15 protein-coding genes are annotated in these 15,812 nt (G+C 68.9%); 2 read left to right on the forward strand and 13 right to left on the reverse strand.

The annotated features are described in order from the left end of the window. Nucleotides 1-4: 4 nt before the first annotated feature. Nucleotides 5-925 (reverse strand): phosphatidylinositol-specific phospholipase C, encoded by a 921-nt coding sequence (locus MMB92_RS08960; protein ID WP_153188207.1) that lies wholly within the window; start codon nt 923-925, stop codon nt 5-7. Nucleotides 926-931: 6 nt separating this feature from the next. On the opposite strand from MMB92_RS08960, the gene MMB92_RS08965 reads away from it, so the two are divergent. Further along, entirely contained in the window at nt 932-1,954 is a 1,023-nt protein-coding gene (locus MMB92_RS08965) for a LacI family DNA-binding transcriptional regulator (protein ID WP_043205521.1), read from the forward strand. 32 nt (nt 1,955-1,986) lie between these two features. Here MMB92_RS08965 and MMB92_RS08970 read toward each other — a convergent pair whose 3' ends face one another. The 12 genes from MMB92_RS08970 to MMB92_RS09025 form a co-directional block, all read right to left on the reverse strand. Continuing rightward, a complete protein-coding gene (locus MMB92_RS08970; RefSeq protein WP_048988648.1) occupies nt 1,987-2,847 on the reverse strand; it encodes a carbohydrate ABC transporter permease in 861 nt (286 codons plus the stop codon). Beyond that, entirely contained in the window at nt 2,844-3,713 is an 870-nt protein-coding gene (locus MMB92_RS08975) for a sugar ABC transporter permease (RefSeq protein WP_006480925.1), read from the reverse strand. Before MMB92_RS08975 ends, MMB92_RS08970 begins: the two co-directional genes overlap by 4 nt. A 34-nt stretch (nt 3,714-3,747) precedes the next feature. After that, entirely contained in the window at nt 3,748-4,986 is a 1,239-nt protein-coding gene (locus MMB92_RS08980; protein WP_080322506.1) for an ABC transporter substrate-binding protein, read from the reverse strand. A 299-nt stretch (nt 4,987-5,285) separates the two neighbouring features. Beyond that, nucleotides 5,286-6,494, reverse strand: a complete 1,209-nt coding sequence (locus MMB92_RS08985) for a porin (RefSeq protein WP_277562668.1) — start codon at nt 6,492-6,494, stop codon at nt 5,286-5,288. A gap of 167 nt (nt 6,495-6,661) precedes the next feature. Further along, complete coding sequence (locus MMB92_RS08990; protein ID WP_084752165.1) at nt 6,662-7,600, reverse strand: helix-turn-helix domain-containing protein; 939 nt, start codon at nt 7,598-7,600, stop codon at nt 6,662-6,664. 69 nt (nt 7,601-7,669) lie between these two features. Then, nucleotides 7,670-8,269 (reverse strand): DUF3156 family protein, encoded by a 600-nt coding sequence (locus tag MMB92_RS08995; RefSeq protein WP_012493452.1) that lies wholly within the window; start codon nt 8,267-8,269, stop codon nt 7,670-7,672. Continuing rightward, nucleotides 8,266-9,768 carry an APC family permease gene (locus MMB92_RS09000; protein WP_006493968.1) on the reverse strand — a complete coding sequence of 501 codons (1,503 nt, stop codon included), beginning with the start codon at nt 9,766-9,768 and terminating at the stop codon, nt 8,266-8,268. Before MMB92_RS09000 ends, MMB92_RS08995 begins: the two co-directional genes overlap by 4 nt. Nucleotides 9,769-10,006: 238 nt before the next feature. Next, the gene (locus tag MMB92_RS09005; RefSeq protein ID WP_006483976.1) at nt 10,007-11,347 is read right to left on the reverse strand and encodes an aspartate aminotransferase family protein; all 1,341 of its coding nucleotides are present in this window, start codon (nt 11,345-11,347) and stop codon (nt 10,007-10,009) included. Between the two features lie 57 nt (nt 11,348-11,404). Continuing rightward, nucleotides 11,405-12,907 (reverse strand): aldehyde dehydrogenase family protein, encoded by a 1,503-nt coding sequence (locus MMB92_RS09010; protein ID WP_006496861.1) that lies wholly within the window; start codon nt 12,905-12,907, stop codon nt 11,405-11,407. A 217-nt stretch (nt 12,908-13,124) separates the two neighbouring features. Beyond that, nucleotides 13,125-13,322 carry a hypothetical protein gene (locus MMB92_RS09015; RefSeq protein ID WP_006483979.1) on the reverse strand — a complete coding sequence of 66 codons (198 nt, stop codon included), beginning with the start codon at nt 13,320-13,322 and terminating at the stop codon, nt 13,125-13,127. Nucleotides 13,323-13,407: 85 nt separating this feature from the next. After that, a complete protein-coding gene (locus MMB92_RS09020) occupies nt 13,408-14,142 on the reverse strand; it encodes a LuxR C-terminal-related transcriptional regulator (protein ID WP_058903281.1) in 735 nt (244 codons plus the stop codon). A gap of 171 nt (nt 14,143-14,313) precedes the next feature. Beyond that, nucleotides 14,314-15,192: a neutral zinc metallopeptidase gene (locus tag MMB92_RS09025; RefSeq protein WP_006483975.1), complete on the reverse strand. Its 879-nt coding sequence runs from the start codon at nt 15,190-15,192 to the stop codon at nt 14,314-14,316. Between the two features lie 434 nt (nt 15,193-15,626). Here MMB92_RS09025 and MMB92_RS09030 point away from each other — a divergent pair. Next, a partial coding sequence (locus MMB92_RS09030; RefSeq protein ID WP_277562669.1) for an SDR family NAD(P)-dependent oxidoreductase occupies nt 15,627-15,812 on the forward strand: 186 nt, incomplete at its 3' end.

Here is a 15,812-nt window from a genome sequence, read left to right on the forward strand (position 1 = left end):
CCCGCTAACAGCGAAACGCCTTGCGCCAGACGCCCTGCTCCGGCGTGTGAGCGTTGCATTCGATCAGCGCGCGCACCAGCGCCCAGTCGTCGTCATCGCAGAAATCGAGCAGCATCGCGCCGTACGGGCCGCGCTGTTCGCGCAAGCGCACCGCCAGTCGCGCATGAATGCCCGGCACGCGGCCATCTCCATGTGCGACCACCGACGGATTCGCGCCCATCCCCGTTCCGCTGCAGAAATTGAGCGCCCAGCGGCCGCTGTCCGGCAGCGGCAGATGCGTCAGCAACGCGTCGATCGCACGCCACTTCCATGCGATCGATGCGGCCACCGGCACGCGATACTCGTCCTGGATCACGAACGCACCGTCCGGATGGTCGATCGTGAACGTCGCGTTGTCGGGCCACGCGGTCAGGTCGATGCCGAGCGGCCGGCCGCTGCGAAAGCGCCGCAACAGCACGACCGCGCCGCGCACGTCGCCGAGCGTCGGCAGCGTGCCGCCGGCATGCCAGCGCAGCCGCGGATGCCGCGCGCGATGCGCGTCGAACGTCGCATCGAAACCGCGCGTGCACGCATGCGCAGGCCATTCGTCCTTCACCGACATCACGATGCATTCGCGCGGATGCGCATCGAGAAAGCGCGTACAGGTTGCCAGCACGTCGTCGAACGTCATGCCGAGCGCGATGCCGCCGTGATGGATGTCGAACGCATCGCGCACGTGCCGGCAGCGGATGTCGAGCAGCCGCACGCCATGCGCGAGCTGCGCCTCGAGCGGCGCGCGCTGCGTGCGCACGAGCAAATCGTCGACCGTATACGCACAGGTGTCATGGCTGCCCGGTAGGGTCAGCGTATGCAGCGGCCGCGCGTCGTCGAGCGCCGACATCCAGTCGGCAGGCGGCACGCACGTATCGTGGCTCGAAGGGATCATGAATCGATGAATGACAAGGAAAGAAAACCGTGGGTCACGGCGTCGGATGTCGCGGCGCGGGCCGGCGTCTCACGCTCCGCAGTGTCGCGCGCGTTCTCGCCGACGGCAAGCATCGCGCCGCAAACACGCGAACGCGTGATGGTCGCCGCGCGGGCGCTGGGCTACCAGGTCAACCTGATCGCGCGCGACATGATCACGCAGCGCAGCAGCATGATCGGCGTCGTGACGGCCGGATTCGAGAACCCGTTTCGCGCGCGGCTGCTGTCGGACCTGATGGCCGCGCTCGGGCAGCGCGCGCTCACGCCGCTCGTGACCAATGCGGAAGACCCGCGCCAGATCCGGCAATCGCTCGAACAACTGCTCAGCTATCGGATCGCGGGCCTCGTGATGACGTCCGCGTCGCCGCCGCTGTCGGTCGCGCAGCAGTATCTCGAACACCGGATTCCGGTCGTGATGATCAACCGCGAAGCGAACCTGCCGGGCGCGGACGTGGTCGTCAGCGACAACGCGGCGGGCGCGGTCCACGCCGCGCAGCGGCTCGTGCGGGCCGGCGCGCGCCGGCTCGCGTTCGTCGGGCCGCGCGGCACGAGCTACAGCGCGCGGTCGCGCGCCGCGGCGTTCGAACAGGCGCTCGCGCAACGCGACGCGTTCGACGCGACGCTCGTCCGCGTGCTCGACACGCCGTCCGACACCCACGCCGGCGGGATCGACGCCGCGCGACAACTGTTCGCGACGGGCGAGCGGCCCGACGGCGTGTTCTGCTCGTCCGACCTGCTCGCGCTCGGCGTGATCGACGTCGCACGCCGAGAATTCGGCTTGCGCGTACCGGACGACCTGCGCGTGATCGGCTTCGACGACATCCCCGCCGCCGAGTACGACGCCTATCGGCTGACGACGCTGCGGCAGGACACGCGCGGCCTCGCGCTCGCGGCGATCGACCTGCTCGCGGACCGGCTGCAGACGTTCGACGGCCCGTCGCGCACGCGCGTCGTGCCGGTCATGCAGGTGGTGCGAAACAGCTGCGCGTGACGACGCAGGACCGGGCGCGGTCACCTCGCGCATCACTTCAATCCGCCCGCGAACCCGCGCAACAGGTAGCGCTGCACGTAACCGGCCACGGCGAGCGTGGGCAGCGACGCCATCAGCCCCGCGCTCATCAGGTCGCCCCAGTCGATCCCGTTCTCCGTCACGTAGCCGGCGATCGCGAGCGGCAGCGTGAAGCGGCTCGGCGTCGACACGAACAGCAGCGCGATCAGGAATTCGTTCCAGGCCGCGATGAACACGAAGATCGCGGTCGCGATCAGCCCCGGCGCGCACAGCGGCAGCACGATCTGCACGAGCCGCCGCGCGAGCCCCGCGCCGTCGATGCACGCCGCCTCTTCGTACTCGATCGGGACGTCGCGCACGAACGCGAGCAGCATCCAGATCGCCATCGGCAATGCATAGATCTGGTACGCGAGCATCAGGCCGAGCGTCGAATCGAGCAGGTGCAGCCGCTTCGCGAGCGCGAACAGCGGCACCGCGATCGTGATCGGCGGCATCAGCTTCAACGCCAGCACGAGCACCAGGAACAGCAGGTCGAGCCGCGCCGGAAACCGCAGCCGCACGAGCGCATACGCGGCCGGAAACGCGAGCGCCAGTGCGAGCAGCGTCGTGCCGAAGCCGACCAGCAGCGAATTGAACAGCGGCGCGCCGATACCGTTCGACCACACCGACGCAAAATGCTCGACGGTCGGCGCGGCCGGCCAGATCCGCAACGGATGATCGAGGCGTTCGAGCGTCGGCATGAAGGCCGCGCCGGCCATCCACAGGCACGGCAGCAGCAACAGTGCGAGCGCGACGATGCGCAGCGCCCACGGCACCGTTTGACCGAATGCGGCGCCCGTTCGGGCGCGCGGGATACCCGTCGATCGCGTCGTCATGCGCGCCGCTTGCGAACCGTCTGCCATACGTACCCCGAGACCAGCAGCGCGGACGCCGCGAGCATCAGCACCGACGCGGCACTCGCCGGCCCGACGTTGAAGAAGCGGAAGCCCGTGTCGTAGATATAGGTCGACAGCGTCTGCGTCGCGTTGCCGGGGCCGCCGCCCGTCAGCGCATAGACCTTGTCGAACAGCTTGAACGTGTCGATCGAGCGCAGCAGCAGCGCGAGGCCGATCTGCGGCGCGGCGAGCGGCAGCGTGATGTCGCGCAGACACTGCCACTCGCTCGCGCCGTCGGTGCGCGCGGCTTCGTACAGTTCCTGCGGAATCGACTGCAGCCCGGCCAGCACGATCAGGAACGCCATCGGCGTCCACTGCCAGACGTCGACGAGCGCGAGCGACCACAGCGCGAGATGCGGATCGGACAGCCAGCGCACGCCTTCGATGCCGAACGCCGCGAGCAGCGCATTGAGGAAGCCGTCGAAGTTCAGCCAGTTGCGCCAGATCGCCGAGCACACGAGCGTGGACAGCATCATCGGCAGGATCGCGAGCGGCAATGCGATGCGCCGGCCCGGAAACGCGCGCACGAACAACAGCGCGAGACCGAAGCCGAGCGCGACTTCGGCGAGCGACGCGACGATCGTGAAGCGCAACGTGTTGCCGAAGCCGGCCGCGAACGCGTCGTCGCCGAGCACCGCGCGATAGTTCGCGAGCCCCGCGAACGCGCGGCGGCCGGCCGAGTAGTCGACCCGGCAGAACGAGTCGATCAGCACCTGCGCGACCGGATACAGCGCGAGCGCGGCGAGCACCAGCAGCGCGGGCCCGAGCAGCGCGACGAACGGCAGGCTGCGGCCGAACGCTTTCATGCGCGAGCTCCGGCCAGCGGATCGACGTGAGCCGTCACTTGCCAGCCGCGGCCGTCGCCTGCGCGATCTTCTGCTGCGCCTGGCGCAGCGCGGCGTCGGGCGCGGCCTGCCCCGTCAGCGCGAGCTGCAACTGATCGCCGAGAATGCTCTCGACCTGCTGCCAGTCCTTCACACGCGGCCGCGCGCGGCCGGCCTCGAGCGCCTTCAGTTGATCCGGATACCAGCGGTACTGGCGCACCAGCGCCGGATCGTTGAACACGCTGCGGCGGGTCGGCGGAATGCCGATGCCGGCGAGGCGCGTCTGCGTGTCGCGCGCGGTGAGGTACGCGAGAAAATCCTGCGCGAGCTTCGCGTGCGGCGCGTCCTTCGGAATGCCCATCTGCCAGATGCCGAGCATCGGCGCCGGGCCCGCGGTCTGCCCCGGCGGCGGCTGCAGCGCGATCTGCCCGACCACGCGCGACTGCTTCGCGTCGTCGAGCGCCGGCACCCACGCCGGCCACACCTCGATCGACTGCGCGGCCGTGCCGCGTTGCAGCGCGTCGCGCACTTCCGCCGCGCCGTACACGTCGACGTCCTTCGGCGCGAACGCCTTCAGCGCGAGGAACGTCTTCAGCGCGGCCTGCGCTTCGCGCGAATCGATCGTCACGTTGCCGGCGTGGTCGAACACGTCGCCGCCGTACGCCCACAGGATCGGCAGGAAGCCCGTGACGACCGGGTTGCCCTTCGTGCCGCGGAACACGACACCCGACACGCTCTTGTCCGCGCCGCCGACGGTCTGGGCGATCTTCAGCACGTCGTCCCAGTTGCGCGGCGGTTGCAGCTTGTACTTCGCGAGCAGGTCCTTGCGGTACGCGAACATCTCGACGTTGCCGACGATCGGCAGCGCGTACAGCGCACCGGCCGCATTGCGGCCGAGCGCGACGGCGGACGGCACGAGATCGGCGTCCGCGAGCGCCGCGGGCAGCGGCTTCAGCCAGCCGTTGCCGATGAATTCCGGCGCCCACGTGTCGTCCATCATCACGAGGTCGTACGCGCCGGTGCCTTCGCGCATCGACAGCTTGAGCTTCTGGTACAGGTTCGCGTTCGGCAGCTTGAGCAGCTCGATCTCGGCGCCCGGATGCAGCTTGTTGAAGCCGGCGACGGCGTCGGCCAGCCCCTTGCCGTAGATGTCGTCGCGGCCCGCGATGACGAGATCCGCCGCGAAGGCGTGCGTGGCGGCAACGGATAGCGCAACGGCGGCGGACAGCGCGCGCAGGCGGCTCAGCAGGGTCATGTGGTCTCTCTCGATCGGCGTATGGAGCGGAACAATCATGCGTTGCACACGTGTGCAACGCCGGCGACGGGTCAAGTCGCCTGAAGCGTCGCCATTGTTCACGCAGACCGTGAAGGTATTGTGGCAAGCCGCAAGCCGGGCAACCTGACGCGCGGATGCCGTCGATCCGGGTCCATTCAGTCAAGCATACGGACGATTTTTTTCAAGCAAGGCTTTCCATCGATCGCCCGATGCCGCCCCATGCCCGTGAAGACCGCACGGCAGCACGCGACCGGCGTGCCACCGCCCGCCGTTCGAGGTCAAAAGTTCACACGAATCCCTGCCATCACCGCCAGCTGCCGGCTCGAATTGCTGTTCGCGAGCACCGGAATCTGCGCATAGTTGACCGCGTTGCCGCCCGCGTCGGTGCCGAGCCCCGTGCCGCTCGCGACCTGGCCGATCGCGACCGCATAGAGTGCGGTGCGCTTCGACAGGCTGTAGTTCGCGCCGACGTTCACCTGGTGGAACCGCGTCGTGCCGCGCCCGTCCGTATGCGCGGCGTTGAAGATGTACGCGACGCCGCCTTGCAGCGCCGGCGTGAACATGTATGTGACGTTCAGCTCGCCGATGTCGAACGTGAACGCCTGCGTGCGCGGCTGCGCGTCGGTCGAGAAATAGCGGCTGTCGCCGAGCCGCGTGTGCGTGTAGGTCAGCGCGACCGTCGCCGCGCCGAGCGTGACCGACCCGCCTGCGCCGAACGCGCGCATCGAGCCGGCATCCTGCAGCAGGCAGTACATCGCGCCCGGGTTGCTGCACGCGAAATCGCCGATATAGCCGCTCGCGCCGCCGAGCGCCGCGTCGAGCGGCTGGTGCAGGTCGAGGTAGCCGACCGAGAACGCCACCGGCGCCCGCGTGTACGTCGCGGCCACCGCATAGCCGCGCTTCGCGGAAAAATCGCCGGCCTGCCCGCCGAAGCTGAACGTGCCGCCGAACGTGAGGCCGTTGAAATCCGCGCTGGTGAACTTCACCGCGTTGTTGAAGTTGAACGCGGCATTCAGGTTGTCGACGTCGCCGAGATGCGAGCCGTACGGCGTCGCCCAGTTGTTGCTCGATACGTACGCGCCGAGCATGTCGGTGTACGAGTCGTACTGGCGGCCGAGGCCGAGCGTGCCGATTCCGTCCTGGCGCAGCCCGACCCATGCCTGCCGGCTGAATGCGGTGCCGCCCTGCAGCGCCTGCCCGTTCGCGGACAGGAACTGCTGCTCGAGTGTAAACACCGCGTTGAGGCCGCCGCCGAGCGGCTCGGCGCCCTGGAAGCCGAAGCGGGACGGCACGAGGTTGCCGCCGCCCATCTGCCAGGCATGGCCGCCGCCCGTGCTGCCGTCGGCGCGTGTGAACTGCTGGTTCGTCGAATAGATGATGCCGGTGTCCACGGTGCCGTACAGCGTCACGCCCCCCGAAGTCTGCGCGTGTGCGTGCAGGCAGCCCAGCATGGCCGCGGCTGCGGTCAGTCGTCGTCCGTTCTTCATGTCCCGCCCCTCTGTGATCATCGATTCGTAGTGCGAACCGACGGTGTTTTCGATATGGGTGACAGGACTTTATCCAGCGAAAATTCCGGACCTCTATCGCAAATCGGCAAACGGTGGGGGGTGCGACCCGCGACGACGCCGGGCGGCGCCGTCGCGATGCGCGTGCGTCATTCGGGACGCGTGGTCTGGGAAGGCAGCTCGCCGAACAGGCCGCGATACTCGCGCGCGAAATAGCCGAGGTGCGTAAAACCCCAGCTCGCGGCGGCTTCGCCGACGCCGAGTTGCTGCGCCGACGTCGTGCGCAGCAGGCGACGCACCGCGTTCAGCCGGATCGTGCGCAGGTAGCCGACCGGCGTGACGTCGGCCACGCGCTGGAAGCTCGTTTGCAGCGTGCGGCGGCTGCAGCGCAGCGCGCGACACAGTTCGAGCACGGTGACGGGTTCCTCGGGCCGGTCGCGCAGATGCTTCTCGCAGCGGCTGACGATATCGCTGTAGGTGGCGTGCGTGATGTCGCGGCGCTCGACGCCGATACCCTGTTCGAGCGCATCGAGGAACATGCCGAGCATCGCGTCGCGAAACATCTTGCGGGTCGCCGCGTATTCGAGGCAGCCCGGGTTGCGCTGGGCCTCGTCGATCAGCGCCGACAGCCGCACGCCGAGCGCGACGCCCTGCGCGTCGGACAGCCGCGTCACGTGCCGCAGCCGGCGCGCGCCGGCCGCGCCGAATTCGGCTTCGCACAGCTCGTCGACCATGTCGGACGCCGCGCTGATCCCGACGAGCCCCATCCCTTCCGGCGTGTGGAATTCGAAATCCTCGCCGGCGCGCAGCGCGAGCAGCGCATAGCCGTCGACCGGCTGGCCCTGGAACGTGCCCGCGAGCGGCACGGACAGCGGCACCGCGAGCGACGTGCGCGCGACCGGTGCGAGCCCGGTTTGCGCGACGCGCCGGTTGGTCGTTTCGCGGAAGAAGTGGAAATCGTCGTACAGCACCTGCGTGACGGTGCCCTTGAAGCGGCCCGGCGTCATCTGACGGTAAACCTGATGCCAGCCCGCGATCGCGAGCCCGTGATCGTGCACGTCTTCGTGTGAGCGTGACTGGAACAGCATCGGCATCTCCGGTAAAACCCTGATTCCTGGATGCGGCCGCCGGGTTTGCGCGGCACGCATCGCCACAGCTTACCCTCGCAAAATCCCGTGTAGTGCGGTTTCGAACGCAAGACAGGCCGCCGACAGCGCGGCGGCCTGCTCGTCGATCAGCCTGACGTAGCGGCGAAACGACGGCATCCGGTTCACGATCTCGCTGCCGCCGAACGGCACGATCGCGAGCGTCCAGCGGCCGTCGCGGGCAACGCCGCCGTGTGCGTCGATGACGCAGTCGGTCAGGTGCAGCGGCCGCAGCGCGTCGGCCAGCGACGGCTCGGCGAGCAGCGCGGCCAGCGTGTCGATGAAGACCCGGTCGCATCCGGGCCCGGGCACCGCATCGACGCCCGTGCGGCGCAGCCAGCCGGTCTGCCGCACGCGCGCGCGGCCCCGCGCGGCCGGACCGTTCGCGGCCACCGTCACCTTCACGCTGACCGTATGCATCAGGAACTGGCGCTCGACGCGCTCGTCGACGCTCACATGCACGCCGTTCGGCAGCCGCGCCGTGGCGCCGCCCACATCCGTATCGCGCACGGCCCGCAGGTCGGCGAGCACGCGCGCGGCGATCGCGCCGGGCCGATGGCCGGGCGGCGGCGCATCGGGCGCCGCGCGCCGCGGGGCAAGCGCGGCCTTCACGACGCGACGTGCTCGTTGCGCAGCACGTCCTCGACCGGCACCGGCCTGAACGGATGCCGGCGCTGCACGACGAGCGTCCAGAACAGCGCGTACAGCGCGGTGAGCCCGAGCATCGCGCCGAACGGCACGTAGATGTCGCGCGGGTTCATGCCGGGCGGCGTGATGTACCAGATCGCGAGCACGATGCCGACGCTCGACACGATCTGCGGCAGCGGGAACAGCGGCGAACGGTACGGCCGCGGCAGGTCCGGGCGGCGGATGCGCAGCATCACGACCGACGCGGTGACGAGCAGGTACGCGGTGCCCCACGCGCAGGTCGCGGCGAGCACGAGATGCAGGATGCTGTCGAGATTGCCGTTGATCAGCCACGCATGGAAGATCGGCACGATCGCCGCCGCGACGATGCCGACCACCGGCGTCTTGAAACGCGGATGCAGGTACGCGAAGCAGCGCGGCAACGCGCCGTCGATCGCCATCCCGTACAGGATGCGCGGCAGCCCGGCCATCAGCGTGTTGATCGTCGCGGCGCCCGCGCACAGGAACGCGATGCCGAACCACACGCGGCCGAACGGCCCGAGCACCTGCAGCGCGAACGCGGGAATCGCGCCCGGCGTGTCGAGCAGGTGCGTGAGGCCGTCGGGGCTCACCGGCACGTTCGCGACCTGGCGGCGGATCGCCGCGCCGTACAGGAACATGCAGATCGCGACGCCGACGAGGCCGAGTGCCATCGCGCGCGGAATCGTGCGGCCCGGCGCCTTCATTTCCGGCGCGAGCGGCGTGACGAACTCGCAGCCGACGAACATGAACATCGCCATCCCGACCAGCGACAGCACGGCCGGAATCGACGTGCCGACTTCCGAGCCGCCGAACCAGCCGTCGAGATGCACGGCCGGGGCGGCCGCGAGCCCGAGGATCCCGAAGATCATCAGCGACAGCCACATGCCGGCCGTCAGCACGATCTCGAGCTTGCTGAACACCTTGATGCCGATGATGTTGGTGATCGCGAACGTGACCACGAGGCCGACGCCGACGAGCCACGAGCTGTTGTGCTGCTCGAACGCGGCGTTCAGCGATTCGAAATTCACGAGCGCCATGATGCCGCTCAGGATCGTCTCCGCCGTGCCGGCGAACACGTGCACGAGGAAATACGCGGAAATCGTGCCGGTGATCGCCCAGAAGCGGCCGAGCCCGCACGACAGGTAATCGTAAACCGAGCCGGCCGTCGGCAGCATCGCGGCGGCTTCCGAGAACGTGGTGGCCTGCGCCTGCATCATCACGAACGCGATGATCATCGCGACCGCGAACGCCCAGCCGCCCATCCCGAAGCCCGACGTCGCGGTGAGGATCACCGGGCTCGCCATGATGAGCCCGACGGCGCTCGCCAGCGCGGTCGGAAAACCGACCGCCCCCGCCTTCAACGCGGTGCCGCCGCCCGCTTCAGCCGGCGAGCCGCCAGGCGTATCGCCCGCGGCGCCGGTCACTCCTGACCATCCCGACATCGTTGTCTCCTTCGTAGGTTGGCCCGAACCGGCGCTTCGTCAGCGGCCGGGGGCCAGATGCTCTGCGGTCGGCCCCGGTCGGCGCTTCAGCGCTTCGATCCCGGGCCCCTGTCGATCACGGCGTGATCCGATGTCGAAAAAATACGCAGGCAAAATAATCCGGTCATAGCGCAAATCGGCAAACCCGCGACGGCGTTCCCCCCTTCCGCCGCGGATTGGCCGTCATGCGATCACGCCGTTACGCGAACGGCACGGCCTCGAAGCCGGCCGCGAGCGCGTCGACGATCCGGTCGAGCTGTTCGCGCTGGATCACGAGCGGCGGCGACAGGATGATCTTCGTGCCGACCGGGCGCACCAGCACGCCGTTCTCGCGCGCGACTTCCGCGACCGCGTTCGCATAGCCCGACAGCGGATCGATCGGCTCGCGCGTGTCCTTGTTCGCGACGAGGTCGAGCGCGAGCATCAGCCCCTTGCCGCGCACCTCGCCGACCGCCGCGAAGCGCTCCGCGAACGGCTGCAGCGCTTCGAGCAGATACGCACCCTGCTTCGCCGCATTCGCCGGCAGGTCCTCCTTCACGACGATGTCGAGGCTCGCGATCGCGGCCGCGCATGCGACCGGGTGGCCGGCGTACGTGTAGCCGTGCATGATCGCCCCGCCGAAATCGGCATTCGCGGCGAACGCATCCTCGATCCGCGCGTTCACGACCGTCGCGCCGAGCGGCACGTAGCCCGACGAAATGCCCTTCGCCAGACACATGATGTCCGGGCGCACGCCCCAGCCGCGACTGCCGAACAGGCAGCCGCTGCGGCCGAAGCCGGTCACGACTTCGTCGGCGATCAGCAGCACGCCGTAGCGGTCGCACACCTCGCGCACCAGCGGCCAGTAATTGGCCGGCGGCACGATCACGCCGCCCGCGCCCTGAATCGGCTCCGCGATGAACGCGGCGACCGTGTCGGGGCTCTGGAACTGAATCTCGCGCTCCAGCATTTCCGCGCAGATCCGGCCGAGTTCCTCCGGGTCCTGCGTGAACGGGTTGCGGTACAGCCATGGCGTCTCGACGTGGAAGCAGCCGGGCAGGTTCGGTTCGTAGTTGCGGCGGAACACCGTGTTGCCGTTCACCGACGCGCCGCCGAAGTGCGTGCCGTGATAACCCTGTTTCAGCGAGATGAACTTCGTGCGATCGGCCTGGCCGCGCACCTTCCAGTACTGGCGCGCGATCTTCAGCGCGGTCTCGATCGCATCGGAGCCGCCCGAGCTGTACAGCACGCGGCGCATCCCTTCCGGTTCGAGCAGGTCGATCACCTTCTTCGACAACTCCTCGGCGCGCGGATGCGAAATGCCGTCGAACAGCTGGAAGTATTCGAGTTCGTCGAGCTGGCGCACGATCGCGTCCTTCACTTCCTGGCGGTTGTGACCGACGTTCACGTTCCACAGGCCCGCGACGCCGTCGACGAGCTTGCGCCCCGCCTCGTCGAACACGTAGCAGCCGTCGCCGCGCACGATGCGGATCGGCTTGCGCTGTTTCATCTCGTTCGGGTGCAGCATCGGGTGCCAGAATTTCGCTTCGTTGTAGCTCATTGCAGTCTCCACTGTCGGATCGTTGAATCGGGTTCGTTCGGGTTCGAGCGTCGCGCGTCAGTGCGCGATGCAGACGGATTTGGTTTCGGTGAAGCCTTCGATCGCGTACTGGCCGAATTCGCGACCGATGCCCGATTGCTTGTAGCCGCCGAACGGCATCGACGGATCGAGCGGAATATGGCAGTTCACCCACACCGTGCCGGCCTCGATCTGCGGCACGAGGTTCATCACACGTTTCAGGTCGTTGCTCCAGACGCTCGCGGCGAGGCCGTACGGCGACGCGTTCGCGAGGCGCACCGCGTCGGCCGCGTCGTCGAACGGCACGACCACGATCACCGGGCCGAACACCTCGTCGCGCACGATCGCGCTGTCCGGATGCGGATCGGCGATCACGGCCGGCTTCACGTAATAGCCGGGCAGATCGTCGGCCGGCGTGCCGCCCGCGAGGAACGTGAGGCCCGCACGGCGCGCGCCTTCGATGTGCTGGACGACCTTGTCGCGATGGTGCGCGGACACGAGCGGGTTGATCTGCGCGGTGGTGTCGAGGCCCGCGCCGAGCTTCATCGACCGCGCGACGCCCGCGAGGCCGTCCGCGAGTTGCGCGAACTTGCTGCGATGCACATAGATGCGCGACGCGGCCGCGCACACCTGCCCCTGGTTGAAGAACGCGCCGGCGGCGACGCCGTCGAGCGCCTGCGCGACGTCGACGTCGTCGAGCATCACGATCGGGTTCTTGCCGCCGAGCTCCAGCGAGAAGCGCGTCATGTTCTGCACGGCCGCCGCGCCGACCAGCTTGCCGGTCGCGGTCGAGCCCGTGAACGAGATCTTCGCGATCGACGGGTGGCTGGCGAGCGCCGCGCCGCAGACGCGGCCGCCCGTGACGACGTTGAACACGCCGGGCGGCACGCCGGCCTCGCGCGCGAGCTCGGCGAGGCGCAACGCGGTGAGCGGCGTTTCCGGCGACGGCTTCAGCACGATCGTGCAGCCGGCCGCGAGGGCGGGAACCAGCTTCCACACCGCGATCATCAGCGGGAAATTCCACGGCACGATCGCGGCGACCACGCCGACCGGCTCCTTGCGCGTATAGGCCGTATAGCGCGCGCCGGGCGGAAACGGGATCGACACGTCGAGCGTCTGGCCGGTGATCTTGGTCGCCCAGCCGGCCATGTAGCGCACGTATTCGACGCTCGCGCCGACTTCGATCGCACGCGACACGTGAATCGACTTGCCCTGGTTCAGCGTTTCGAGCTGCGCGAGCGTTTCGGCGTCGGCTTCGATCAGGTCCGCGAGTTTCAGCAGGATGCGTTCGCGGTCGGCCGGCCGCAGCCCGCTCCACACGCGCGCGTCGAACGCGTGTCTGGCGCTGGCGACCGCGCGGTCGACGTCGTGTGCGTCGGCGTCCGCGACGGTGGCGAGCCGCTCACCCGTCGCGGGGTCGTACACGTCGAGCCGCGCGGCCGCGTGCGCGGGCTGCATGGCGCCGTCGATGAAGAGGCCGAAATCGCGCGCAACGAAGGTGCGCACGGTGTCGCTGACGGCGACGAAGTTCGTGTTGCTCATGGGCGTCTCGTTGATTGTCGTGGCTGGACCGCGTGCGGGCGAGGCACGCGGGCGTCGGACCACTGTATCGACGAGGGATCACGCCCGGTGAGCGCAAATTGGCAGCGCGTGGCGCGCGGTAGCGGTTCGAGCCCGCGACGCGGCCCGCGGGCGACGTGCGCGATCCGCCGGGGCTGCCGTGGTTTGGATGCCGGACCGGGGTCCGGTCATTGAATCGTCAATTTCTGAAACCGTGCGCCATCGACGCGAGGAAGTCGTAGGCCTGGTAGTCCAGCCAATACACGCCGAGCGCAAGCGGGATCAGGAAGTACAGCGAGTCGTAGGTTCCGCTTCTGACCGTCCTGACGATGAAGATCGGCAGCGCGACGCTCAACGCGATGACCAAAATCGAAGCGGCAATGATCGCGACGTCCATGTTCCCGGCCCTTTTTCTTGAATTGTTATCGATACGACGAGCGCGCATGGTACTGCACGATCTCGCGGGCCAGCTTGCAAAACGATTACAGGAACAGCGCGCCGACCAGCTCCGTGCGATTCGACACGCCGAGCTTGCGGTACATGCGCATCAGGTGGGTCTTGATCGTCGGTTGCCCGAGCGCGAGATCGCGCGCGATTTCCTTGTTCGAGCAACCGTCGCGCACGAGCCGCGCGATCTGCTCCTCGCGGTAGGTCAGCCGTTCCTCGCAACCGATCCGGTGGATCCCGCGCCGGGCGCGCAGCAGCGGGCTCAGCGCGGCTTCGGCGACAGGCTGCAGCCGCGCGAGTGCGTCGATCTCGCCGGGTGCGAAGCGTCCTGCCGTACCGTTGCCGTTGCGATTCGCGTCGCCCATGCCGAAGCGCAGCAGCGAAAACGCGCCGACCGTGCGGCCCGCGTCGCGCAGCCAGATCTCGACGACGTCGGCCACGTCGTGCCGCCGCAGAAAACGGGTCCAGTACGCGGATGCATCACGTCGCTCGTCCGGCAATTGGGACGCGAGCGTGACGACCGCGCGGTCGCCCGCCGCGCAGCGCGACGGGTGCAGCGGATCGAGCATCCGGTAGCGGGCGACATAGGTGCGGTGCATCGATTCCGGCATCCCGAACAGCTCGAAATCGGCCGGTTCGCCGCTCTGGTCGAGCCGGTAGAACACGATCGCCGACGGGCTCGCGAACGCATCGAACGCGTCCACGCACGCGCGCAGCGCACGTGGCCAGTCGGCGGGAGCGTGGTCGGCGGGAACGGATGAGGTCGGCATCGGAAATCGGCTGGGTGGCGAACGCGTCGAATTTCAACGTCCGGGCCAGCCTACCGGCGCCGAAAAGCGCCGGTGAGCACAAATCGGCAAATCGTCCCGGGCCGGCCAGGTGGCCTGTTCAGCCGGTTCAGCCGGGACGATGCCGGCGCGCGACGGTGCGCGCGCCTGGCTTCAGCGTGCGTTCGCGGCGAACGTGTCGCAGGCGCTCACCTCGCCCGACTCCATCCCGCGCCGCAGCCAGTACACGCGCTGCTCGCTGGTGCCGTGCGTGAAGCTTTCGGGCACGACGTAGCCCTGCCCTTGCTGCTGCAGCCGGTCGTCGCCGATCGCCGCGGCGGCCTTCAGCCCCTGCTCGAAATCGCCGGGTTCCATCAGCCGCTGGTTCGCGCGCTGCGCGTTGTTCGCCCACACGCCGGCAAAGCAGTCGGCCTGCAGCTCCATCCGCACCGACAGCGCATTCGCGCGCGCCTGGCTCGAGCGCCGGCGCGCGGCGTCGACCTTGTCGGCAATACCGAGCAGGTTCTGCACGTGATGGCCGACTTCGTGCGCGATCACGTAGGCCTGCGCAAAGTCGCCGCCGGCGCCGAAACGCTTGCGCAGTTCGTCGTAGAAGCCGAGATCGATGTACACGTTGCGGTCGCCCGGGCAGTAGAACGGCCCCATCGCGGTCTGGCCGGTGCCGCACGCGGTCGGCGTCGAGTTCGTGAACATCACGAGCTTCGGCGGTTCGTACTGCGCATGCAGCTGCGTGTTGAACACGCCCGTCCACGTGCGTTCGATGTTGCCGAGCACCTTGCGCGTGAACACCGCGCCGGCGTCGTTCGCCGGTGCGCCCTGGTGCTGGGTCGGCGCGGGCTGCGCCTGCTGCTGGCGGCCCTGCAGCGCCGACGCACCTTCGAGCACGACGCGCGGGTCGATTCCGAAGAAATACGAGGCAGCCAGCGCGATCACGATCGTGCCGATGCCGATCGTCGCGCGCCCGCCGCCGAACCCGCCGGCGCCGCGTCGATCCTCGACGTTCGTGCTTTCCCTTTCGTCGTCCAGCCTCATTGCCGGCCCCTCCCTGTTCTTTTGTCGATGGTCCGATCGCGCCAGCGCGCAACCGGGCGATACGCCGTGGCGACACGCTCCGTCGGCAGACGCGATACCTGCGCATCGGACGCCCGCTCGCGCCGATCCGGCCGGCCGCGCCATTGCCGGCCGCGCCCCTGCCGGCCGCGCCATTCGTACGACGGAATCGGCGGCCGACGCGCCGCCCGTCGCTGCCCGCCCGCGCTATTTTGCCGGGCTTTCGTGGCTTATCGCAAAAATGTGGAGGATAGAGCGATTCGGCGTCGGACATCGTCAGCCTTTGCAAAATGGGCCAAGGCCACCGTGCCCGCCACGCCGGCCGTTCGGACGACCCGCGTTCATCCTTTCGGTGGATACCGGCGCGCGCCGGCGCCGCCTAAAGTGGCCGGAACGCCCCCTTTCCGGAGAACGACATGACGCACTCGCCCCCCCGCACGATCGCCATTACCGGCGCCGGCACCGGCATCGGCGCCGCCTGCGCGCGCCGCTTCGCCCGCCGCGGCGACCGCGTCGTGCTGATCGGGCGCCGCCAGGCGCCGCTCGACGCGCTGGCTGCCGAAACGGGGGGCCTCGCGCTGGCCGGCGACGCCGCGAGCGCC

The sequence above is a fragment of the Burkholderia sp. IO2 genome, assembly GCF_029522185.1.
Lineage (GTDB): Bacteria > Pseudomonadota > Gammaproteobacteria > Burkholderiales > Burkholderiaceae > Burkholderia > Burkholderia cenocepacia.

Coding starts and splice junctions, on each gene's coding strand:
- MMB92_RS08960 (WP_153188207.1), bottom strand. CDS start 925: ATGATCCCTTCGAGCCACGATACGTGCGTGCCGCCTGCCGACTGGATG.
- MMB92_RS08965 (WP_043205521.1), top strand. CDS start 932: ATGAATGACAAGGAAAGAAAACCGTGGGTCACGGCGTCGGATGTCGCG.
- MMB92_RS08970 (WP_048988648.1), bottom strand. CDS start 2,847: ATGACGACGCGATCGACGGGTATCCCGCGCGCCCGAACGGGCGCCGCA.
- MMB92_RS08975 (WP_006480925.1), bottom strand. CDS start 3,713: ATGAAAGCGTTCGGCCGCAGCCTGCCGTTCGTCGCGCTGCTCGGGCCC.
- MMB92_RS08980 (WP_080322506.1), bottom strand. CDS start 4,986: ATGACCCTGCTGAGCCGCCTGCGCGCGCTGTCCGCCGCCGTTGCGCTA.
- MMB92_RS08985 (WP_277562668.1), bottom strand. CDS start 6,494: ATGAAGAACGGACGACGACTGACCGCAGCCGCGGCCATGCTGGGCTGC.
- MMB92_RS08990 (WP_084752165.1), bottom strand. CDS start 7,600: ATGCTGTTCCAGTCACGCTCACACGAAGACGTGCACGATCACGGGCTC.
- MMB92_RS09000 (WP_006493968.1), bottom strand. CDS start 9,768: ATGTCGGGATGGTCAGGAGTGACCGGCGCCGCGGGCGATACGCCTGGC.
- MMB92_RS09005 (WP_006483976.1), bottom strand. CDS start 11,347: ATGAGCTACAACGAAGCGAAATTCTGGCACCCGATGCTGCACCCGAAC.
- MMB92_RS09010 (WP_006496861.1), bottom strand. CDS start 12,907: ATGAGCAACACGAACTTCGTCGCCGTCAGCGACACCGTGCGCACCTTC.
- MMB92_RS09015 (WP_006483979.1), bottom strand. CDS start 13,322: ATGGACGTCGCGATCATTGCCGCTTCGATTTTGGTCATCGCGTTGAGC.
- MMB92_RS09020 (WP_058903281.1), bottom strand. CDS start 14,142: ATGCCGACCTCATCCGTTCCCGCCGACCACGCTCCCGCCGACTGGCCA.
- MMB92_RS09025 (WP_006483975.1), bottom strand. CDS start 15,192: ATGAGGCTGGACGACGAAAGGGAAAGCACGAACGTCGAGGATCGACGC.